Below are 21,680 nucleotides of genomic sequence, written 5' to 3'. Positions count from 1 at the left end.
GTTTTTCTCCCTAAAGCAGTGCGGTGGCGATGGCCGGGAACAGGAACACCAGCGCGAGCACGAACAGCATCATCAGCGCGAAGGGGGCCGCGCCGCGGAAGATCTGCCCGAGCGTGATGTCGCTGTCCGGACCGAGCGTTGATTTGATGACGTAGACGGCGATGCCGAAGGGCGGCGTCAGGAGGCCGATCTCGACGGCAAGGATTGCGATCACGCCGAGCCAGATCAGGTCGACGCCGAGCCCGTTCAGGATCGGGACCGCGATCGGCAGAACCAGCAGCATGATCGAGGAGCTGTCGAGAATGGTGCCGAGCAACACCATGACAACGACCATGGCCAGCACCACGCCCTCGGTCGAGAACCCGGCTTCCAGCACCGTGCGGCCCAGCCAGCCCGGCATGCCGGTGAAGGCGAGCATGCGCGAATAGAGGCTGGCGCCGATGATCAGGAAACAGATCGATGCCGTTGTATGGCCGGTCTGGACCAGAACCTGCCAGAAATCGCGCCAGTTGAGGCGGCGCTTGACGATCGCGATCGCCAGCGCTCCGGCAGCGCCCGCGCCGCCCGCCTCCGTCGGGGTAAACAGGCCGCCATAGATGCCGCCGAGGACCAGCGCCACAAGGGCAGCGATCGGCAGCAGCTTGGCTGCGATCTCGCCCCAGCCCATATGCGGGGCGTCGAACTCGTCCGCCGCCTGGCCGCCGACGAAACCCGGCCTGAGATGCGCCATGGCGACGATGCCGATGCTGTAGGTGACCGCCAAGAGCAGGCCGGGCAGCACGCCGGCGATGAACAGCGAGCCGACCGATTGCTCCGTCAGTATGCCGTAGAGGATGAACAGCAGCGATGGCGGGATCAGCATGCCAAGCACCGAGGAGCCGGCAACCACGCCGACCGAGAATTCGGGCGTATAGCCCCTGGCGCGCATCTCCGGCACGGCGACCTTGGTGAATACGGCGGCAGATGCGATCGAGATGCCGGTGATCGCCGCGAACACGGCGTTCGCCGCCACGGTCGCGACCCCGAGCCCGCCGCGAATGCGCCGGAAGGCCTGTTGCGCGACATCGAACGTGTCGCGGCCCATGCCGGAGATCGAGACCACCAGCCCCATCAGCACGAACAGCGGCACCACGCCGAACAACTGGTCGGTGATCGAATCCTTGAAGGCGAGGACCAGCATGTTGGCGGCGAGATCGAAATTGTCCTTCAGCACCCAGACGCCGATAAAGCTGACGAGGATCAGGGCGATCGCGACATGCAGCCCGGCATAGATCAGCACCAGCATCAGGGCGACCGAGCCGAGCGCGATTTCCACGCCGCTCATACGTCTTCTCCCCTCAGGGCGGCGAGAGAGTTCGCCAGGAATTGCAGGATGGTCGCCGCCATGCCGATGCTCATCAGCCCGTAAAGCGGCCATGTTGGTATCTGGAAGAAGCCGGGATTGCCCATGAAGTGCCGTTCCGGCCTTTCCCATGCGCTGAGGAATGACGGCATGAAATGCCAGAGCGCGATCGCCAGGATGCCAGCGCCGGCTAGATTGTAGAGCGCCAGCAGGAAGCCTTTCAGCCGGGGGCTGTGGCGCTCGGCGACGATCAGCAGCAGGTCGGACCGGGTCAGCGATCCGCTGCGCAGCGTGTGGGCCAATTGCAGGAACACGATGCCGACGATGGAAAATGCCACCATTTCGGCAACGCCCGCGATCGGCGCGTTGAAGACGCCGCGCATGATGATGTCGGCGCAGATCAGCAGCATCAGGCCGAGGATCCAGACCGAGCCAAGGGCGTTGAGCCCGGCGACAACGGGGCCAAGCAGCAGGCCCGGCCGGCCGCGTGCATTTGCCATGATTTTCTCCAGATTGGTCTTTGGACGGGCCCGGCAATGCATGCCGGGCCGTGCCGGATTATTCGGCGAGATAGTCACGCGGGAAGGTGAAGCCGTCTTCGGCCAGCGTGTCGCGGTAGATTTCGAGCATCTCGTCCACCGGCTCGCCGCGGGCCAGCGCCGCCTCGCGCCATGCCGTCACCGGGTTGTCCATGCCATCGATCCAGGCCTGGCGTTCGGCGGGCTCCATCTTGATCTCCTCGCCGCCGCCCTCGAGCATGGTCTTTTCGTTCGCCGCGTATTTTGCCGACTGCTCCGCGAAGAAGGCCTCGGAATAGGCTTCCGCGCCCTTGCGGAAGGCGTCCTTGGTGTCGTCGGAGAATTCGTCCCAGACCCGTTCGGCGACGCCGAGCCCGCCGATATACATCGCGCCGAAATCGGTGCGGTTCCAGTAGGGCGCGACCTCGTAGATGCGGGCCGGAACATTGGCCGTCATCCAGCCGATATTGCCGTCATAAACGCCGGTCGAGATGTCGTTGTAGAAGGTGACGTAGCTGCCCTGGACGCCGACCGCGCCGGTGGAATTCAGCCAGGCAAGGTTGGGCCCGGCGCCGCCGATGCGCATGCCGTCCATGTCCGCGCGGGTCCGGATCGGGCGCTTGGCGGCAATATTATAGCCGTCGATCGCCACGCCGCCGCCGATATAGACGACGCCGGTTTCATCCGTGAGCTGGTCGATCAGGCCCTCGGTGCCGTAAAGCGCGTCTTCGACCGCCGAGGTGACCATCTCGGGATCGATCGGGCCGAAGGGCATGGCGTAGGTGATATTGAGGATGCCCATGCCGGCGGGATCGAACACCCCGGATGCCATCGCGACATCGGCAATGCCGGTCTCAAGCGCCTCCGCTTCCGAGCCGAGCTTCATCAGCGTGCCGCCATAGGCCTCGGTCCATTCGATCTGCAGGTCGCCCTTTTCGGCGAGCGCCGCATTGACCGTGGGAATGAAGGTCTCGTGCATGTGCTTGACCCAGAGGAATACCTCCGGGTGGCCGGACGCAATGGTGAGACGCAGCGTCTCCTGGGCCATCGCCGGCGAGAGCGCGGCGAGCGCGACGCCGCCTGAAAGCGCAAGTCTGGTGATAATTCGGTTCATGAAATCCTCCCTGATTGTCACCGTTGCCGGTGCCTCCACAAAAAAGGATAATAGGACTTGAACAACTGTTCAACCTTTTTTATTGTTTGTTCAATTCAGGACGGGAAAGCAGCGTGAACGAGCCAAAAAACCAAGAAAAACAGGGTGCGACGTCGAAAGAGAAAATCCTTTCGGCCGGCGAGGCCGTGTTCGGCAAATACGGCTATGACGCGACGACGGTGCGCAAGATCGCCGCTCGCGCCGATGTGCCGGTGGCGCTGATCAACTATCATTTCGGCTCCAAGGAAGGGCTTTACCGCGCCATTTTCGAAACCCGATCGCCGGCAATCCGCGGCCAGCGCGTGGTCGGGCTTCAACTGGCCCGGTCGGAGCCGGATTGGGACAAGCGGGTGGAACTCGTGGTCAAGGCGCTGATCGTGCCGATGTTCGGCCTGCGCGATAACGCCAATGACGGCGCATTCGGCCGTATCCTCGCCCGCGAGCTTTCCGATCCGAGTTCGGAGGGGCGTGGGATTTTCCGCGAAACCTTCGATCCGGTCGCCGAGATGATGCTCGACGCGCTTGCGGAATGTTTTCCGGACTGGACAAGGGCCGAGGTGAACTGGGCCTACCAGACCATGCTCGGCGCGATGATGATCGTGATGATGGACAATGGCCGCATGGCCCGCCTTTCCGGAGGCACCGCGGACTCGGCCGATACCGCTGCGGCGGCCACCCACATCGTCGCGATGCTGACCGCCGGTCTCAAACACCGCGACCGGAGCCAGACAGCCAATAGCTAAATCATGTTTTCTTGGGAGGAAATGCAATGAAACTGGTGACTTATGATCGCGGCGACGGCGTCGGCCGTCCCGGCGTGCTTCTCGGCGATGGCGAACGCATTCTCGATCTCGCCGCCGCCACCGACGGGGCCATCGCCTCGATCCAGGCGCTGATCGAGGGCGGTGACGCGACACTCGAACGCGCCCGGCAGGCGGAAGCCTCTGCCGCGAACGGCCATATGCTGGAGCGGAGCGCCGTCAGGCTGATGGCGCCGATCGAACCGCCGATCCAGATGCGCGACTGCCTGTGCTTCGAGACCCACCTGAAACAGGCCTTCCAGCAGGCCCGCAAGCTACGCGCCCGGCAGTTCGATAATCCGGAAGAGGCGGAGGCGGAGATGGCCCGCAAGGGCATTCTCTCGGTGCCGGAAACCTTTTACGAGCAGCCGATCTACTACAAGGCCAATCGCTTCTCCGTCGTCGGTCACGAAACCGATGTGATCTGGCCGCGCTATTCCAAATTCATGGATTTCGAGCTGGAGTTCGGGATCTACATCGGCAAGACCGCCAAGGACATCAAGGCCGCCGACGCCCGTCCCTATATCTTCGGCTACACGATCTTCAACGATTTCACCGCCCGCGATGCCCAGACCGCCGAAATGGGCGGTCAGCTCGGCCCCGCCAAGGGCAAGGATTTCGACACCGCCAACCCGATGGGCCCGTGCCTGGTGACGGCGGATGAATTCGGCAACCCCTATGACAAAACCATGATCTGCCGCGTCAATGGCGAGGAATGGGGTCGCGGCAATACCGGCACGATGTTCTGGAGCTTCGAACAGGTGATCGAACATGTCTCGGCCTCCGAAACGCTGAGGCCCGGCGAGTTCCTCGGCTCCGGCACGGTCGGCAATGGCTGCGGGCTGGAGCATATGCGCTTCCTGTCGCCGGGCGATGTCGTCGAGCTCGAGGTCGAGGGCATCGGCATCCTTCGCAACAGGCTGGTCAAGGTCGACTGAGATGGCGCGCATCATCGGTTGGGGGCATACGCCCTTTGGAAGGCTTGCCGAAACGCTGCCCGAACTCGTGGTTGCCGCCGGGCGGGAGGCGCTGGAGCATTCCGGCGTTGCCGCCGCCGAGATCGGCGGCATCTGGCTCGGACACTTCAACTCCGGCATGGTCGGCGATGCCTTCGCCTCCTCGCTGGCGCTCGACATCGATCCTGACCTGCGCTTCACGCCCGCGACCCGGCTTGAAAACGCCTGCGCCTCCGGCTCGGCGGCGCTCTGGGGCGCCATCGATGCGGTCGAGGCGGGCAGGGTGGATGCGGCGCTGGTGATCGGCGTGGAGAAGATGACCCATCTGACCACGCCGGAGGTGACCGCCGGGCTCGCCGGTGCGTCCGACCAGCGGGAGGAGGCCGGCGTCTCCTTCCCCGAAATCTTCGCCCGCTTCGCCAGGGCCTATGCCGCCCAATATGGCGACAGGACCGATGCGCTTGCCCGCATCGCGGTCAAGAACCACGCCAATGCCATGGCGAACCCGCTGGCGCAGATGCACAAGCCGCTCGATTTCGATTTCTGCCGGCAGGTGTCCGAGCGCAACCCGATGATCGCCGATCCGTTGAAGGTCACCGATTGCTCGCTGATTTCCGATGGCGCGGCCGCGCTCGTGGTCACCCGCGACGAGGCGGCGCGAGGAGCGGCGCGGGCGGTTGCCATCCGGGCGCGCTCCCAGGTCAGCGATTTTCTGCCGATGTCGCGCAGATCGTCGACGGAACTCACCGGGGCGACGATCGCGATCCGGCAGGCGCTTGAGGCGGCAGGGCTCGGCATTGCCGATATCGATGTGGCGGAGGTGCATGACTGCTTCACAATCGCCGAACTGATGGTCTACGAGGCGATGGGGCTTGCCGCACCGGGCGAGGGTCACCGGGCGATCGAAGAAGGCTGGGTCGCGCCGGACGGCATTCTGCCGGTCAATCTTTCCGGCGGGTTGAAGGCCAAGGGCCACCCGGTCGGCGCCACCGGCGTTTCGATGCATGTCATCGCCGCCCGGCAGGTTCTGGGCGAGGCGGGCGGCATGCAGCGCGCCGGCGCCGAGCGCGCGCTGGTCTTCAACATGGGCGGTTCCGGCGTCGCCAATTATGCCTCGGTGCTTGAGGCGGCGGCGACATGAATATCGCCCACTGGCTCGATCGCGCGTCCAAGCGCTGGCCCGCAGCGCCCGCCTTGCTGCTGGGCTCGGAAATGGTGGCCGATTACGCCGCGTTCAACGCGCGCGCCGGCGGCTTCGCGCGCTGGCTCGTAGAGGAGGCAGGCGTTGTTCTGGGCGATCGGGTCGTGCTGTTCATGAAGAACAGCCCGGAATATCTGATCGCTCTGTTCGGCATCTGGAAGGCGGGGGCGGCCGTGGTGCCGGTCAACGCCAAGCTGCATCCGAAGGAGGCCAACTGGATCATCGAACATTCCGGCGCGCGGCTGGCGCTGGTTTCCGAAAGCCTCGCTGCGGGTATCGAGGCCCCGGCGATACTGATCGCGCCGGGCGAGACATTCGCCCGCGCTACACAGATGCAGCCGATGACAACGGAGGAGCGCGGACCGCGCGAACTGGCCTGGCTGTTCTACACGTCCGGCACCACCGGCAGGCCCAAGGGCGTGATCATAACCCACGCCATGCTCGCCGACATGTCGCTCAGCTATCTCGCCGATGTCGATGAGGTGACGGAAAGGGATGTGGCGCTTTACGCCGCGCCGATGAGCCATGGCGCGGGCCTCTACGCGCTGGTACACGTGCTGCGCGGCGCGGGCCATATCTGCCCGCCCTCGGGCGGCTATGATGCCGATGAATTTCTGGCGATCGCCGCTGCCCACGGCTCCGTCAGCGCGTTTCTCGCCCCGACCATGGTTCACCGGCTCACCCATGCCGCCCGGGCATCCGGCAGCAGAGGGGAGGGGTTGCGCACCGTGGTCTATGGCGGCGGGCCGATGTACCGCGCCGATATCGAGGCGGCGCTTGATCATTTCGGCCCGAAATTCGTGCAGATTTATGGCCAAGGCGAATGCCCGATGGGCATCACCGCTCTGTCGCGCGCCGAGATCGCCGACCGGGATCATCCCGACTGGCCGATGCGGATTGCCTCTGTCGGGCGGGCGCAGTCGGCGGTGACGGTGAATATCCTGCGCGACGACGGCACGCCCGCCGAACCGGATGAGATCGGCGAGATCGCGGTGCAGGGCGCGCTCGTCATGCCCGGCTACTGGAACGCGCCGGAGGCGAGCGCCGAGGCCCTTGCCGATGGCTGGCTCAGAACCGGGGATCGCGGCGCGATGTCGGCCGATGGCTACGTCACCATGCATGACCGCTCCAAGGACGTGATCATCTCCGGCGGCACCAATATCTATCCGCGCGAGGTCGAGGAGGCGCTTCTGACCCACCCCGCCGTTGACGAGGTCGCAGTGATCGGCCGCCCCTCCGCCGAATGGGGCGAGGATGTCGTGGCCTTCGTGGTGACCGCGCCGGGCGCTGCCTTGAGCGCGGCCGAACTCGACGCCCACTGCCTCGCCTCGATCGCCCGCTTCAAGCGCCCGAAGGCCTATCGTTTCCTCGAGTCCCTGCCGAAGAATGCCTATGGCAAGGTTCTGAAAACCGAGTTGCGTCTGCGCGAGAGCGAGCTGGGCTGATCAGGGCTGTCTAGGTCTCCTGGCGGTGCGACCCGATCAGCCCTTGCGGGCCGCATCGATCGCCGCGACGTCGATCTTGTGCATCTGCATCATGGCCTCGAAAGCCCGCTTTGCCTCATCGCCGCCTGCCGCCAGCGCCTCCATTAGGGTCCGGGGCGTGATTTGCCAGGAGAGGCCCCATCTGTCCTTGCACCAGCCGCAGGCGCTCTCCTCGCCGCCATTGCCCACGATCGCGTTCCAGTAGCGATCGGTCTCCGCCTGGTCCTCTGTCGAAATCTGAAACGAAAAGGCCTCGCTGTGGCTGAAGGCCGGACCGCCATTGAGCCCGAGACAGGGAATGCCGCAGACGGTGAACTCGACGGTGAGCACGTCGCCCTTCTTGCCGGAGGGATAGTCGCCCGGGGCCCGGTTGACCCGCGTCACCGCGCTGTCGGGAAACACCTCAGCATAAAACCGCGCGGCCGCCTCGGCGTCCGTGTCATACCAGATGCAGATCGTGTTCTTGTGCAATGTTCTTCCTCCCGTATTTAAATAGGTTGATATCAACCTATTGGGAGATTGCCGAAATGCAAGCCCCATGGCAATACTGCTGTTGACGAAGTTCGGTGGCGCGGGGGACAGCGACATGCAGGCCGGTATTTTTCGTATTCTCTTCATTCTGACGATTGTTTTCCAGGCCGGCGCGGCATGGTCGAACTGGCTGGATTATCGCGAGGAACACGCGATCGTGCCCTATGGCGAGGTCAAGGGCTGGCGGGTTTATGCCATCGATCATTCGATGTCGGGTTTTCTGGGTTGCGGCGCTGTGAAGACCGAGCCTTCCGGGCCGCTGGTGCTCGAAAATTATCAGGATAACTGGCAACTCGTCGTGCCGACGGGGCGCGGCGATGCGGACCGCTATGACGGCGCGCTGATTTCCTTTGACGACCGCGATATCGACTCGCAGTTCGGCTTCGAGGGCGGACACGCGGTGTCCCATCTGACGCGTGACGAGATCGGATTCCTGATGCAGGCGGCTTCGCTGACGGTCGCGATCAACGATGAAAAACCGCTTCGCTTCAACCTTTCCGGCTCCACCGCCGCTGTGCTGAAGATCCGGGAATGTCTCGACCGGCAGGGCGCGTCGCCCTCCACCGGCGCGATGCCGGCCGCCGCGGACGACGAGACCGTCTATGTGCCCTCGGTCGAAGCCTGTCTCGGCGGCATCGCCACGGAAACCACCGGCGCGACGCGCAAGATCCGGTTCACCGCCGACCGCTCGCTCGATTTCCCGTTCGATCTCTACTGGATCGATTTTGACGGCAAACGGCAGCCTTACGCCCGTCTCGTCCCCGGCCAGTCGATCGACATGGAAACCTATATCGGCCACCAATGGGTCGCGGAACTGGACGATGATGCCTGCGCCTATGCCGAGATCACGCCCGGCCTTGAGACCGTGATCTTCAAATACGAGGATTTCTGAGGACCGCTGACCGCGTCGAGCGAACTATTCGAACAAAAGAAAAATGGCGCGCCCGACAGGATTCGAACCTGTGACCTTTGGAATCGGAATCCAACACTCTATCCAGCTGAGCTACGGGCGCTTCGGGCAGGCGTTAGTCGCCTGCGCGGACTGTTTAACCCAGCTTGCGGGCGGCATCAATCGCAAAAATCGCGCGATGTCAAAAACGATGCCGATCGAGGTTGCGCGGGGGAGGGAGGGCCTGGTGTCGGCGCCTGTTAGACCAAAGGATAAGGCGCCTCCGCTTCGGTCTCGTTTTCGCGCAGCCGGGCGGGCTGGAAATTCAACGGCTTAGATAATGTGCCGACCGCAAATATAGCAGAATTGGTATATCAGCTTCGTTGATCTCAATTTGACACTGACGTCGTTCTGATAACACCCTTGCGGCGCGATCTGCGTTTTGCAACCGCACGGGTTGCGAAGGGGAGGACCTGAGCGCCGGCACGCCGGCCGAGGCGCGGAGCGAACAGATATTCGCGAATTGGGAGAGAGATATGAAATTGTTAGTTTCCGCATTTGCCGTTGCGGCAGTGACGGTTGCGTCGTTTGCCGTGCCGAGCTTTGCGCAGGACAAGGGCACGATCGGGATCGCGATGCCGACCAAATCCTCGGCGCGCTGGATTTCGGACGGGGAGTCCATGGTCGAGCAGTTCCAGGAGGCGGGCTACGCCACCGATCTGCAATATGCAGAGGACAATATTCCCAACCAGCTGTCTCAGATCGAAAACATGATCACCAAGGGCGTCGATGCGCTGGTGATCGCCTCGATCGACGGCACTACGCTTTCCAACGCGCTGGCGAATGCCGCCGCCTCCGGCATCCCGGTGGTCGCCTATGACCGGCTGATCCGCGAAAGCCCGGATGTCGACTATTACGCCACCTTCGACAATTTCCAGGTCGGCGTGCTGCAGGCCGAAAGCCTGGTCGATGGCCTGGAACAGCGCTTTCCCGACACCAAGCCCTGGAATGTCGAGCTGTTTGGCGGTTCGCCGGACGATAACAACGCCTACTTCTTCTATGACGGCGCGATGTCGGTGCTGCAGCCGCTGATCGACTCCGGCGATATCGTGATCCCGTCGGGCCAGATGGGCATGAACCAGGTTGGCACGCTGCGCTGGGACGGCGCGGAGGCGCAGGCCCGCATGGACAACCTTCTGTCCGCCAACTACACCGACAAGCAGGTCCATGGCGTACTGTCGCCCTATGATGGCCTGTCGATCGGCATCCTGTCCTCGCTGAAGGGCGTGGGCTATGGCACCGGCGACCAGCAGATGCCGATCGTGACCGGCCAGGATGCCGAAATACCCTCGGTCAAGTCGATCATCGCCGATGAGCAGTATTCGACGGTGTTCAAGGATACGCGCGAGCTTGCCCGCGTGACCGTCGGCATGGTGGATGCCCTTCTTCAGGGCGGCGAGCCGGAAATTAACGACACCGAGACCTATGACAACGGCGTTAAGGTGGTTCCGTCCTACCTGCTGTCGCCGGTCTCGATCGACGCCTCCAACTGGGAGGAAATCCTGGTCGACCAGAGCGGCTACTATACTCTTGACCAGCTCAAGTAATCACCACGAGGGCGGGCGTTGCGGCGCCCGCCCTTTCCGGTGCGAAGGATTTTTCCTCGTTCTGTTTTGACTTACGTGCCTCAAATATCTCCGGCTGCGGCTGGGTGCAGAGGCGCCTTCATGGAAATGGGCCATATCGGCCTTCAACGGGAGAGAGACATGAAAAAGATTATCTCCATTTTCGCAGCCGCCTCTGTCGCGGCAATGGCTGTCGCCGCGCCGGCGATCGCCGCCGACAAGGGCTATGTCGGCATCGCCATGCCGACCAAGGGCCTTGACCGCTGGAACAAGGATGGCGCGTCCATGGTCGAGCAGTTCGAGGCGGCCGGCTACAAGACCGACCTGCAATATGCCGAGAACGAAATTCCCCAGCAGTTGTCGCAGATCGAGAACATGATCACCAAGGGCGTCACCGTTCTGGTGATCGCGGCGATTGATGGCGGCTCGCTCACCGGTCCGCTCGCCAATGCGGGCGCCGCCGGCATTCCGGTGATCGCCTATGACCGGCTGATCCTCAACACGCCCGATGTCGACTATTACGCGACCTTCGACAACTACAAGGTCGGCGTCTTGCAGGGCAACAGCCTGGTTGAGGGGCTGAAGGAGCGCTTCCCCGACACCAAACCCTGGAATGTCGAGCTCTTCGGCGGCTCGCCGGACGATAACAACGCCTATTTCTTCTATGACGGCGCGATGTCCGTGCTCCAGCCGCTGATCGATTCCGGCGATATCGTGATCCCGTCGGGCCAGATGGGCATGGACAAGATCGGCACGCTGAACTGGTCGAACGCCGCCGCCCAGGCGCGCATGGATAACCTGCTTTCGGCCTATTACACCGACAAGCCGCTGCACGGCGTCTACGCCTCCAATGACGACCTTGCCATGGGCTCCATCTCGTCACTGAAGGGCATCGGGTATGGCTCGGGCGACATGAAGATGCCGATCATCACCGGCCAGGATTCCAACCTGCCCAACGTCAAGGCGATCATCGACGGCGACCAGTATTCCTCGATCTTCAAGGATACCCGCAAGCTCGCCGGCGTCACAGTCGGCATGGTGGAAGCCATCGGCGAGGGCAAGGAACCTGAAGTCAACGACACCAGCACCTACAATAACGGCGAGAAGGACGTGCCGTCCTACCTGCTGGAGCCGGTGATCGTAACCCAGGACAACTGGAAGCAGATCCTGGTCGATGACAGCGGCTATTACACCATGCAGCAGATCGAGAATTGACCGTCTGAGGCCAGTTCAATGGGCCCGTCGCCGGCATTTCCGGCGGCGGGCTGACGCACGCGAGCCCCAGGGGCTTGTAACGCGTCGAAGGAATGGGTGGCGCTTGAGGCGCGATCCGGTGCCAAACGGTGACAGGTGTCATGACAACATTGCTCGAAATGCGAAAGATCACGAAGACCTTTCCCGGCGTGAAGGCGTTGAGCGACGTCGATCTGAAGGTCGAGGAAGGCGAGATCCACGCGCTGGTCGGCGAGAACGGCGCGGGCAAATCCACGCTGATGAAAGTGCTTTCCGGGGTCTATCCCCACGGCTCCTATGAGGGCGAAATCTACTATGCCGGTGAACTGGCGACCTTTTCCGGCATTGCCGACAGCGAAAAGAAGGGCGTCATCATCATCCACCAGGAGCTGGCGCTGGTGCCGCAATTGTCGATTGCCGAGAATATCTTCCTCGGCAACGAGGTGTCGCGGGCCGGCGTGATCGACTGGCCGGAGACCTTCGATCGCACCGAAAAACTGCTCCGGAAAGTGGGGCTGAAGGACCCTCCGGCGACGCTGGTGGAGAAGATCGGCGTTGGCAAGCAGCAGCTTGTCGAAATCGCGAAGGCGCTGTCCAAGGATGTCCGCCTTCTCATTCTCGACGAGCCGACGGCCGCGCTTTCGGAATCCGACAGCGCCAAGCTTCTCAAGCTGCTTCTGGATCTGAAGAAACAGGGCATTACCTCGATCCTGATCTCGCACAAGCTGAACGAGGTCGAGCAGGTCGCCGACAACATCACGGTGCTGCGCGATGGTTCGTCGGTCGCCGATATCGATTGCGCCGCCGAGGACGTGAGCGAAGCCCGGATCATCCAGGCCATGGTCGGCCGGACCATGGAGAACCGCTATCCCGACCGCGAGCGCAAGTTCGGCGAGGAGCTGATGGCGGTGAAGGACTGGACCGTCTGGCACCCCGAACAGGCCGACCGCAAGGTGATCAAGAATGTCGCCTTCAACGTACGCGCCGGCGAGATCGTCGGCATTGCCGGCGTGATGGGGGCAGGACGCACCGAGCTCGCCATGAGCATTTTCGGCCACAGCTATGGCCGCAATATCTCCGGCGAGGTCTGGCTCGGCGGCAACAAGGTGGATGTGTCCACCGTGCCGAGGGCCATCCATGCGGGGCTCGCCTACGTGACTGAAGACCGCAAGGGACTGGGGCTGATCCTGGACGAGCCGATCACACGGAATGTGACGCTCGCCCATCTTGGCGGGGTATCCAGATACGGCGTGCTGAACACCGCCGAGGAGACCAAGACCTCCGAGCATTACCGCAAGGCCATGAATATCCGTACGCCGACGGTGGCCCAGCGCGTTGTCAACCTTTCGGGCGGCAACCAGCAGAAGGTGGTGCTGTCGAAATGGCTGTTCACCCAGCCCGACGTGCTGATTCTGGATGAGCCGACGCGCGGCATCGATGTCGGCGCCAAATACGAGATCTATACGCTCATGAACGAACTCGCCGCAGAAGGCCGGGGCGTCGTGATGATCTCGTCGGAAATGCCGGAACTGCTCGGCATGTGCGACCGCATCTATATCATGAACGAGGGGGCATTGGTGGGCGAACTGAGCGCCGCAGAGGCGAGCCAGGAACGCATCATGTCCTTCATTGTCAGGAAATGAGAAAGCGATGAATACACCTGAGGAAACCACCGCAGACGAGCACAAGCCCTCGATCCGCTCCTATCTGACACTCAGGATGCGCGACTACGGCATCCTGCTCGCCCTGATCGTCATCATCGCATTTTTCCAAGTCGTCACCGACGGCGTGCTGATGCGGCCGGTCAACATCACCAACCTGTTCCTTCAGAACTCCTATGTGATCATCATGGCGCTGGGTATGCTGATGGTCATCGTTGCGGGGCATATCGACCTGTCGGTGGGCTCGATCGTGGGCTTCATCGGCGCGCTTGCCGCAGTGATGATCGTCCACTGGCAGGTGCCGGTCGTCGTCGCCTTCGTGGCCTGTATCTTTGCCGGCATGCTGATCGGAGCGTGGCAGGGATATTGGGTTGCCTACTGGCGCATACCATCCTTTATTGTCACGCTTGCCGGCATGCTGATCTTCCGTGGCTTGTCGCTCTGGCTCCTCAACGGCCAGTCGGTCGGACCGTTTCCCGGCTCCTTCCAGCTGCTGTCGACCGGCTTCGTGCCGGATCTCTTCGGGGTCGGGCGGCCCAACATGACGGCGCTTGTGGCCGGCATCATCGCAGCCGCCGCGATCGTCTATCTCGCCTGGCGGTCACGGGTGCGCAACGTCGCCTATGGCATCGAGGATGAGCCGCTGTCCTTCTTCCTGGGTCGCAACATCATCGTCGCCGGCGTGCTTGTGTTCGTGTCGTGGAAGCTCGCCTCGTTCCGCGGCCTGCCGAACGTGCTGATCTCGATGGCGATCCTGACGGTGATCTACACATTCATCACCGAAAGCACGACGTTTGGACGCAGGGTCTATGCGATCGGCGGCAACGAGAAGGCGGCAGCTCTTTCAGGCATCAACACCAAGCGGCTGAACTTCATCGTGTTCGTGAACATGGGCATGCTGGCCGCTCTCGCCGGCCTGGTGTTCGCCGCCCGCCTCAACATCGCCACGCCCAAGGCCGGCAACGGTTTCGAGCTTGATGTGATCGCGGCGGTGTTCATCGGCGGTGCATCGATGTCGGGCGGAGTCGGCAAGATCGTCGGCGCTGTGGTCGGCGCCTTCATCATGGGCATCATGAATAACGGCATGTCGATCATGGGCATCGGCATCGATTACCAGCAGGTGATCAAGGGCCTGGTGCTGCTCGCCGCCGTCGTCTTCGACGTCTACAACAAGAACAAGGCCTGAATTCCCACAGGAAAGGCAGGGCGGCATAGCCCTGCCGCTTCGCTCGCCATACGTGACCCCGACACGAAAAAACCCCGGCACATCGGGGGATGATGTGCCGGGGCACGGGGCGCACCCCCTTTTTCCAGACTGCCGGACGAGCCGGCACCTTGGCGCGTCTGGATAGGGCATTAACGCGTCATCTCGCAAAATGGATCAAAAGAAAAGTAAAAAATTTAACAATTGGGGTCCAGCGCACCAATATTCGGCTTCTTGCGCGCATGCCGAGCGGCAGCGACCGACAAGCGCAACCTCCTTTTGAAATAGGGCGCTGGCGCCGGGCGTCTACCTGAAAGACGAATGCGGATTTGCATTTCCGCCGTCCAGCAAGGTCAAAATGCCTCGCGCCGCCGGATCATCGGGCGGTTGGTATGAACCGCCCGATGATCTCCGGGAAATGGATGGCGTAATGCCAGGGGCCGATGATTTCAGGCCCGCGCGTCGACCGCGGCCTTTTCCGGGATCGACGGCTGGGCGCCGGGCTTGAGGCAGGCGAGCGCGCCGGCGACGGCGGCGCGGTGCGCGGCTTCCGCGAATGGCAGCCCCTGATCGAGCCCGCTTGCGAAATAGCCGCAGAAGGTGTCGCCGGCGCCGACGGTGTCGACCGGGTCGATCTTCAGAGCGTCGATGCGGTGGAAGTCGCCTTCATGCATGGCGACGACGCCCTCGGCCCCGAGCGTGATGACGATGGTCTGGCCGGTTTCGTCATGGCGGGTTTTCAGCATGGCGATCCGCCCTTCGCTGCCAAGCTCTTCGGCCCCGACAAGCCGTTCGAATTCGGTCTCGTTGGCTATCACGATATCGGCGAGTGCGCCGAGCTCGGCCGCTTCCGGCGTCAGCGGCGCGGTGTTGAGGATCGTGCGGATGCCTTTTTCGCGGGCGCTCTTGAGCGCGGTGCGGATGGCATTGGCCGGAATTTCGAGCTGCAGCACCAGCGTGTCGCCCGCCGCCATTGCGTTAACGGCGGCCTCGGCGTCCGCCTCGGTCACCTCGCCATTGGCGGCGGCGTTGATGACGATGACATTTTCCCCGTCGCCGCCGACAAGGATCATCGCCGTGCCAGTGGGGCCATCGGTGGTTTTCACGGCTGAAAGGTCGACGCCGGCCTCAGCAAGAAGGGCGGTTGCGGCGGAGGCGAACTCATCAGTGCCAACGGCGCCCGCCATGGCGACGGCGGAGCCGGCGCGACGCGCGGCAAGCGCCTGGTTTGCACCCTTGCCGCCTTGAGCCGTGGCAAAGGATGTGCCGGCCACAGTTTCGCCCGGCTTCGGCAGGCGCGGCGTGGTGGCGATGAGGTCCATATTGATGGAACCGAAAACCGTGATCATGGCATTACTCCCGTCAGCCTCGCTGGTCTACGCGAAGCCTTCCGCCGGCGGACGAGACCGTCTTCCACGCCCCGCCGATCCAGCACACTCAAACATCGCATCCAGTCAGCCGATCGCGAAACCGGCCGCCAATGCATTCCCTTGCGCTTTTATTGCGCGCAAGCGGCGATGGCAATCAGTCCTCGTCGACGACGCGCAGTTTCATGCGGCCTAGCCCCTGCTGTCCCTCATCAAGGGTGGAGGACGGCTCGGCCTCCTTTCGACCGGTCTCGAATTCCAGCGTCGCGATCCGCTCGCCGCGCTGGGCGATCTTGCCCGTCGATATCCGGATGGTCTCGACATCCTGGCGGGCCTGGTTGAAATGGCTTTCCAGCTTTGCCACGCGCTCGTTGAGGCGCGTCAGGTCCGCCAGAAGGTGGGCGACCTCGCCCTGTATCAGATGCGCCTGTTCGCGCATCCGCTGGTCCTTCATCACCGCCTGCACGACCTGGATCGACAACAGCAGCAGCGTCGGCGAGACGATCACCACGCGCATGGCATGGGCGCGCTGGACGACCGCTTCGTAATGCTCATGGATATCGGCGAAAATCGATTCGGAGGGCACGAACAGGAAGGCCGTATCCTGGGTTTCTCCGGGCAGCAGATATTTGCCGGCGATATCGCGGAGATGGGTTTCGAGATCGCGGCGGAAACGCTGGCTGGCGGCGCGCGTTGCCTCGTCGCTTTCCGCCGCGCGCATCGCGTTCCAGGATTCGAGCGGAAACTTGGCGTCGATGATCAGGGGCGGCGCGCCATTCGGCATGTCGACCACGCAGTCCGGGCGGGTCCCGTTCGACAGCGTCGCCTGGAACCGGTAGCTGCCGGCGGGCAGAGCATCGGCGATGATCGCCTCCATACGCCCCTGACCGAATGCGCCGCGGGTCTGCTTGTTGGAAAGGATTGCCTGCAGGCCGACCACGTCCTTGGCCAGCGACTGGATGTTGTTCTGCGCCGCGTCGATGACGGCGAGACGTTCCTGCAAGCGCCTGAGGTTCTCGTGGGTGGTCTGGTGCTGCTGGTGCAGCGTGGTGCCGATCCGCTGCGAAAGCCCGTCCAGGCGGGATCCGAGCGCGGCATTCAGCTCCGACTGGCGGCTGCCGAACAGTTCCGCCATCGTCGCCATGCGGCCCTGCATCTCGCTCTGCGCCTGTACCAGTTGCTGCAACTCGCGTTCGAGGCCCGTGTCCTGCCGCCCCCCGCCGCGACGGGTTATGAGAATGACGACAGCTGCAATCAGAATGCAAAGCGCGCTGGCCATGCCAAGCATCGCCGGATCCGCCGCCGCCAGTCGGGCCATCACTGCATCCATCACATCACCTCTCTTGTGGTGAGCCTAACGCAGATTCTTCTTGAAATAAAGATCAAAACGTGAACAAATTGATTTACGGAAATAATGGGAAGGGAGGTTTGAGGCAGAACGTATGAAAATATTTCCCCCGGCGCGAACTTGCGCTATGGGGAGGGCATGACCACGATGCCACTGATTATTTTGCCGGACCCTCTGCTGCGCACGGTCTCGAAACCGGTCGAGCGCATAGACGACGACCTGAAGAAATTTGCCGACGATATGCTGGAGACCATGTATGAGGCTCCGGGCATAGGCCTTGCCGCGATCCAGGTCGGCGTGCCGCGACGCATGCTGGTGCTCGATGTCGCCAACAGGGATGAGGGCGAAAAGCAGCCCATGGTGGTGATCAACCCCACCGTGCTACACACTTCCGACGAGCGCTCGGTCTATGAGGAGGGCTGCCTGTCGATACCGGAGTTTTATGCCGAGGTGGAACGTCCGGCGAACGTGCGGGTGCGTTATACCGACCTTGCCGGGAAGGAACAGGAGATCGAGGCCGACGGTCTGCTCGCCACCTGCCTGCAGCATGAGATCGACCATCTCGACGGCGCACTTTTCATCGATTATCTGTCGCGCCTGAAGCGCGATCGGGTGATCAAGAAGTTCACCAAGGCGGCCAAGCACAAGCTTTAGGGCGCGCCGCATCGAGGCGGCATGCCTGCGAAAACGCCTCGAAACGGCATGGTGAGAGCGGGCCCGCGCTTCCGTTGATTGGCGAACCCCTGATTGGCGAACCCTTGAAGGCCGGCTTGCGACATCGAAGCCCGTCGTTTCGGTCCGCCGGGAGGCCGTTGCGGTTCGGTGTATTTCCAGGTGCGGCAGATTTGTCTTTGGCAGCGCGGCGGTCGCGTTCTATCTATCCGGTTGCCGCGGTTTCGCGGTTGCCGCATTGCGTGGGCCGGAAGGAGTAATCATGACCCTCAGAATCATTTTTATGGGTACACCCGAATTCTCCGTTCCCACCCTCAGGGCGTTGAAGGAGGCGGGTCATGAGATTGCCTGCGTCTATACCCAGCCGCCGCGGGCGGCCGGCCGGCGCGGGCTGACGGAGGTCAAGTCACCGCTGCATCAGGCGGCCGAACTGCTCGGCCTGCCGGTGCGCACGCCGGAGAATTTTCGCGCTAACGAGGATCGCGCCGCCTTCGCCGCGCTTGATGCTGATGTCGCGGTGGTGGTCGCCTATGGTCTGCTGCTGCCGGAAGCGATCCTGAACGGGACGCGGCTTGGCGCCTATAATGGCCATGCTTCGCTGCTGCCCCGCTGGCGGGGCGCGGCACCCATCCAGCGCGCGATCATGGCCGGCGACAGCGAGACCGGCATGATGATCATGAAGATGGAAAAGGGGCTCGATACCGGGCCTGTGGCGCTGACCAAACGGGTCGCGATCGGCCCTGACATGACGGCGGGCGCGCTTCACGACCGGCTGATGCATGACGGCGCGCGGCTGATGGCGGAGGCGATGGCGAAGCTTGAGGCCGGCGACCTGACGCTGACGCCGCAGGCTGAAGACGGGGTCACCTACGCGAGGAAGATCGACAAGGGCGAGACCCGGATCGATTTCAGCCGGCCGGCCGCCGAGGTGCATAATCATATCCGGGGGCTCGCGCCGTTTCCGGGCGCCTGGATGGAGGTGCCGGCGGGCAAGCGGCTGGAGCGGGTCAAGGTGCATGAAAGCGCGCTCGGCGAAGGCGAGGGGGCGCCCGGCACGGTACTTGGCGGGACGGGCCTGACGATTGCCTGCGGGAATGGCGCGGTGCGGCTCCTCCGGCTGCAGAAGGCCGGCGGCAAACCGCTTTCGGCCGAGGATTTCCTGCGCGGCACGCCGCTTGCCCCGGCAACGGTGCTTGCCTGATGCCGCGTTATCGCCTGAAGGTCGAATATGACGGCACGGCCTTTGTCGGCTGGCAGCGCCAGGCCGAGGGCCGCTCGGTGCAGAGCGCGCTGGAGGAAGCGATAGCCGGGTTCTCAGGCGAGACCATTTCCATCCGCGGGGCGGGGCGGACGGATTCCGGCGTCCATGCCCGCGGCCAGGTGGTGCATCTCGATCTCGCCAAACCCTGGAGCCCGTTCACGATTCTGAATGCGGTCAATGCGCATCTGAGACTCGCCGGCGACGGTATTTCGGTGGTCGATGTGGTCGAGGCTGAACCCGATTTCGATGCCCGGTTTTCCGCACTTCGGCGGCATTATCTCTACCGCATCATCAACCGTCGCGCCCATCCGGCTCTGGAGTGGAAGCGTGGCTGGTGGGTGCCGAAACCGCTCGATCACGCGGCGATGCACGCGGCCGCACAGGTGCTTGTCGGCCGGCACGATTTCACCACCTTCCGCTCGGTTCAGTGCCAGGCGAAGTCGCCGGTGCGCACGCTCGACCGGCTCGATGTAACGCGCGACGGCGAAATCATCGAGATCCGCGCCACGGCGCAGAGCTTTCTGCACAACCAGATCCGCTCCTTCGCGGGCACGCTGAAGCTTGCCGGCGAGGGCAAGATGTCGGTGGAGAATGTGCGCGCGGCGCTGGAAGCGCGCGACCGCAAGGCTTGCGGGCCGGTGGCCCCGCCCGAAGGGCTTTATTTCATGCAGGTGGACTATCCCGGCGATTGAACGACATCCGGCCGGGGCTTGCGTCCTTCGTTCTTCCAATATATCTACATTTCCAGCTTTATGGATATGTTTGAGGTTCCGATGCCCGTCACCATCTACCACAATCCCGCCTGCGGAACGTCGCGCAATGTTCTGGCGATGATCCGGCAATCCGGCGAGGAGCCGGAGATCATCGAGTATCTGAAGACCCCGCCAACGCGCGAAAAGCTTCAGGAATTGATCGCGGCGATGGCAATTCCGGTGCGCGAACTGCTGCGCCGCAAGGGCACGCCCTATGACGAACTCGGCCTCGATGATCCGGCGCTGTCCGATGCCGAACTGCTCGGCGCCATGATGGCGCATCCGATCCTGATCAATCGCCCGATCGTGGTGACGGAAAAGGGCGTAAAGCTGTGCCGCCCGTCGGAGACCGTGCTTGAAATCCTGCCCAACCCGGCAATCGGCACCTTCACCAAGGAAGACGGCGAAGCTGTTTTGCCGCGGGGTGAAAATTGAACGCGCCGGACGCGGGGTCGATGCCTGCGCTGGATGAAACGGCCTTCCGCCCTGTCGATCCCGAACGCCTGTTTTCCGGCAACCGGATCTCGCATCCGCCAAGGGTGCTGATGCTGTACGGTTCGCTGCGCGAACGCTCCTATTCCCGGCTTTTGACCGAGGAGGCGGCGCGTTTGCTTGCGGCATTCGGCGCGGAGGTCCGGATTTTCGATCCGCATGGCCTGCCGCTGGTCGGCAGCACCGATGAGAATCATCCGAAGGTGCAGGAACTGCGGTCCGCTTCGATCTGGTCCGAGGCGCATGTCTGGTGCTCGCCCGAACGGCATGGCGCGATGAGTTCGGTCATGAAAACCCAGATCGACTGGCTGCCGCTTTCCGCGGGCGGCGTGCGACCGACACAGGGGCGCACGCTGGCGCTGATGCAGGTCTGCGGCGGATCGCAGAGCTTCAACACCGTCAATCAGATGCGTATTCTCGGCCGGTGGATGCGGATGTTCACGATCCCCAATCAATCCTCCGTTGCCAAGGCCTACAACGAATTCGACGAGAGCGGACGGATGAAGCCGTCACCCTATTATCGGCGCGTCGTCGATGTCATGGAGGAACTGGTCAAGTTCACCCTTCTGCTGCGCGGGCAGAGCGCATACCTCACGGAACGCTATTCCGAGCGGATCGAGGCGGCCGAGAAGCGCGCGCTCCAGACCGGCGCCTGACGCCGGAACGCGCGGCGACGCAGCTCTACTGTGTTGAAACGGTCTGGCCGGTGACGCAGGTGAGCTCGCCGAGCGGCGGCTGGGCGACCTGCATCTGATAGGCGGCGCGCTCTTCCTTGGTCTTGCAATAGGGTATCTCGACGCCGGAAAAGCCCTTCGCCTCCAGGCAGCGGTTGATCAGGCGCTTGCGCAGTTTTTCGTTGGTGTCGTAGCTGTAGCTTTCCACCGGCGTGGTGTAGCCGCCCACTTCGCCGCATATGGTGGTGTCGCCGTTGGTGTCGCAGCTCACAACGCCTGGATAGCTGTAGCCGCCGGTCACCTCGGTCACCATGTTCTGCGGAACATCCTTGAGCGCGGCGATGAAGCACTGGTCATAGGCTTCCTGCCGCTCTGCGCGGGTCGAGCCTTCCTTGTACAAAATCGAAACCGGCCCCGTCTGGCAGGCGACGAGCCCCAGCAGAACGGCGAGCGCCAGCGCTTTTCTGGTCATGACATATCCCCCGATGCATACAATCTTTGCGTGAGCGGCTGCGCC

The 21,680-nt window shown here is 63.1% G+C and carries 21 protein-coding genes and 1 tRNA gene; 14 read left to right on the top strand and 8 right to left on the bottom strand.

Translation table 11 applies throughout. The features are described 5' to 3' along the window. Window positions 1-10 precede the first annotated feature (10 nt). Genes K7H91_RS06620 through K7H91_RS06610 form a run of 3 tightly spaced genes read right to left on the bottom strand, consistent with a single transcriptional unit; the run spans window position 11 to window position 2,974 of the window. Complete coding sequence (locus tag K7H91_RS06620) at window positions 11-1,324, bottom strand: TRAP transporter large permease (protein ID WP_230719407.1); 1,314 nt, start codon at window positions 1,322-1,324, stop codon at window positions 11-13. After that, entirely contained in the window at window positions 1,321-1,842 is a 522-nt protein-coding gene (locus tag K7H91_RS06615) for a TRAP transporter small permease subunit (protein ID WP_230719406.1), read from the bottom strand. The genes K7H91_RS06620 and K7H91_RS06615 overlap by 4 nt, the downstream gene beginning before the upstream one ends. 58 nt (window positions 1,843-1,900) lie before the next feature. Continuing rightward, window positions 1,901-2,974, bottom strand: a complete 1,074-nt coding sequence (locus K7H91_RS06610; RefSeq protein ID WP_230719405.1) for a C4-dicarboxylate TRAP transporter substrate-binding protein — start codon at window positions 2,972-2,974, stop codon at window positions 1,901-1,903. A gap of 113 nt (window positions 2,975-3,087) precedes the next feature. Between K7H91_RS06610 and K7H91_RS06605 the strand changes: the two genes are divergently transcribed. Genes K7H91_RS06605 through K7H91_RS06590 form a run of 4 tightly spaced genes read left to right on the top strand, consistent with a single transcriptional unit; the run spans window position 3,088 to window position 7,415 of the window. Next, window positions 3,088-3,756, top strand: a complete 669-nt coding sequence (locus tag K7H91_RS06605) for a TetR/AcrR family transcriptional regulator (RefSeq protein WP_230719404.1) — start codon at window positions 3,088-3,090, stop codon at window positions 3,754-3,756. Between the two features lie 26 nt (window positions 3,757-3,782). Beyond that, a complete protein-coding gene (locus K7H91_RS06600) occupies window positions 3,783-4,751 on the top strand; it encodes a fumarylacetoacetate hydrolase family protein (RefSeq protein WP_230719403.1) in 969 nt (322 codons plus the stop codon). A gap of 1 nt (window position 4,752) precedes the next feature. After that, entirely contained in the window at window positions 4,753-5,910 is a 1,158-nt protein-coding gene (locus K7H91_RS06595; protein ID WP_230719402.1) for a thiolase domain-containing protein, read from the top strand. Next, the gene (locus K7H91_RS06590) at window positions 5,907-7,415 is read left to right on the top strand and encodes an AMP-binding protein (RefSeq protein ID WP_230719401.1); all 1,509 of its coding nucleotides are present in this window, start codon (window positions 5,907-5,909) and stop codon (window positions 7,413-7,415) included. The genes K7H91_RS06595 and K7H91_RS06590 overlap by 4 nt, the downstream gene beginning before the upstream one ends. Before the next feature lie 36 nt (window positions 7,416-7,451). Here the strand turns inward: K7H91_RS06590 and K7H91_RS06585 are convergent, their stop codons facing one another. Further along, window positions 7,452-7,925, bottom strand: a complete 474-nt coding sequence (locus K7H91_RS06585) for a VOC family protein (protein WP_230719400.1) — start codon at window positions 7,923-7,925, stop codon at window positions 7,452-7,454. Window positions 7,926-8,040: 115 nt separating this feature from the next. On the opposite strand from K7H91_RS06585, the gene K7H91_RS06580 reads away from it, so the two are divergent. After that, complete coding sequence (locus K7H91_RS06580) at window positions 8,041-8,877, top strand: hypothetical protein (RefSeq protein ID WP_230719399.1); 837 nt, start codon at window positions 8,041-8,043, stop codon at window positions 8,875-8,877. Window positions 8,878-8,921: 44 nt separating this feature from the next. Here K7H91_RS06580 and K7H91_RS06575 read toward each other — a convergent pair. Further along, window positions 8,922-8,998: transfer RNA gene (locus K7H91_RS06575), tRNA-Arg, on the bottom strand. A 412-nt stretch (window positions 8,999-9,410) separates the two neighbouring features. Here K7H91_RS06575 and chvE (K7H91_RS06570) point away from each other — a divergent pair. From chvE (K7H91_RS06570) to mmsB, 4 genes are all read left to right on the top strand, one after another. Further along, entirely contained in the window at window positions 9,411-10,481 is a 1,071-nt protein-coding gene (gene chvE, locus K7H91_RS06570; RefSeq protein WP_230719398.1) for a multiple monosaccharide ABC transporter substrate-binding protein, read from the top strand. Window positions 10,482-10,640: 159 nt separating this feature from the next. Continuing rightward, entirely contained in the window at window positions 10,641-11,714 is a 1,074-nt protein-coding gene (chvE, locus tag K7H91_RS06565; protein WP_230719397.1) for a multiple monosaccharide ABC transporter substrate-binding protein, read from the top strand. A 140-nt stretch (window positions 11,715-11,854) separates the two neighbouring features. Then, window positions 11,855-13,375, top strand: coding sequence for a multiple monosaccharide ABC transporter ATP-binding protein (gene mmsA / locus K7H91_RS06560; protein ID WP_230719396.1), 1,521 nt, complete (start codon window positions 11,855-11,857; stop codon window positions 13,373-13,375). 7 nt (window positions 13,376-13,382) lie between these two features. Beyond that, window positions 13,383-14,579 carry a multiple monosaccharide ABC transporter permease gene (gene mmsB, locus K7H91_RS06555; protein WP_230719395.1) on the top strand — a complete coding sequence of 399 codons (1,197 nt, stop codon included), beginning with the start codon at window positions 13,383-13,385 and terminating at the stop codon, window positions 14,577-14,579. 467 nt (window positions 14,580-15,046) lie between these two features. Here the strand turns inward: mmsB and K7H91_RS06550 are convergent, their stop codons facing one another. Then, complete coding sequence (locus tag K7H91_RS06550) at window positions 15,047-15,946, bottom strand: ribokinase (protein ID WP_230719394.1); 900 nt, start codon at window positions 15,944-15,946, stop codon at window positions 15,047-15,049. 175 nt (window positions 15,947-16,121) lie between these two features. Further along, window positions 16,122-17,294: a DNA recombination protein RmuC gene (locus tag K7H91_RS06545; RefSeq protein WP_230719393.1), complete on the bottom strand. Its 1,173-nt coding sequence runs from the start codon at window positions 17,292-17,294 to the stop codon at window positions 16,122-16,124. A gap of 156 nt (window positions 17,295-17,450) precedes the next feature. Here K7H91_RS06545 and def point away from each other — a divergent pair, with 156 nt between their 5' ends. The 5 genes from def (at window position 17,451) to arsH (ending at window position 21,145) form a co-directional block, all read left to right on the top strand. Continuing rightward, the gene (gene def / locus K7H91_RS06540; RefSeq protein ID WP_230719392.1) at window positions 17,451-17,966 is read left to right on the top strand and encodes a peptide deformylase; all 516 of its coding nucleotides are present in this window, start codon (window positions 17,451-17,453) and stop codon (window positions 17,964-17,966) included. A 280-nt stretch (window positions 17,967-18,246) separates the two neighbouring features. After that, entirely contained in the window at window positions 18,247-19,185 is a 939-nt protein-coding gene (fmt, locus tag K7H91_RS06535; protein WP_230719391.1) for a methionyl-tRNA formyltransferase, read from the top strand. Then, window positions 19,185-19,937: a tRNA pseudouridine(38-40) synthase TruA gene (gene truA, locus K7H91_RS06530; RefSeq protein WP_230719390.1), complete on the top strand. Its 753-nt coding sequence runs from the start codon at window positions 19,185-19,187 to the stop codon at window positions 19,935-19,937. Before fmt ends, truA begins: the two co-directional genes overlap by 1 nt. An 81-nt stretch (window positions 19,938-20,018) precedes the next feature. Continuing rightward, window positions 20,019-20,432, top strand: a complete 414-nt coding sequence (arsC, locus tag K7H91_RS06525; protein WP_230719389.1) for an arsenate reductase (glutaredoxin) — start codon at window positions 20,019-20,021, stop codon at window positions 20,430-20,432. A 20-nt stretch (window positions 20,433-20,452) separates the two neighbouring features. Then, the gene (gene arsH / locus K7H91_RS06520) at window positions 20,453-21,145 is read left to right on the top strand and encodes an arsenical resistance protein ArsH (RefSeq protein WP_230719388.1); all 693 of its coding nucleotides are present in this window, start codon (window positions 20,453-20,455) and stop codon (window positions 21,143-21,145) included. A 25-nt stretch (window positions 21,146-21,170) separates the two neighbouring features. Here arsH and K7H91_RS06515 read toward each other — a convergent pair whose 3' ends face one another. Beyond that, entirely contained in the window at window positions 21,171-21,635 is a 465-nt protein-coding gene (locus K7H91_RS06515; protein WP_230719387.1) for a hypothetical protein, read from the bottom strand. Window positions 21,636-21,680 lie beyond the last annotated feature (45 nt).

It is taken from the genome of Martelella mediterranea (assembly GCF_021021415.1).
Taxonomy (GTDB): Bacteria; Pseudomonadota; Alphaproteobacteria; order Rhizobiales; family Rhizobiaceae; genus Martelella; species Martelella mediterranea_C.
Note: the sequence above shows the minus strand (reverse complement) of the source record. Positions and strands in the feature narration are given on the sequence as shown.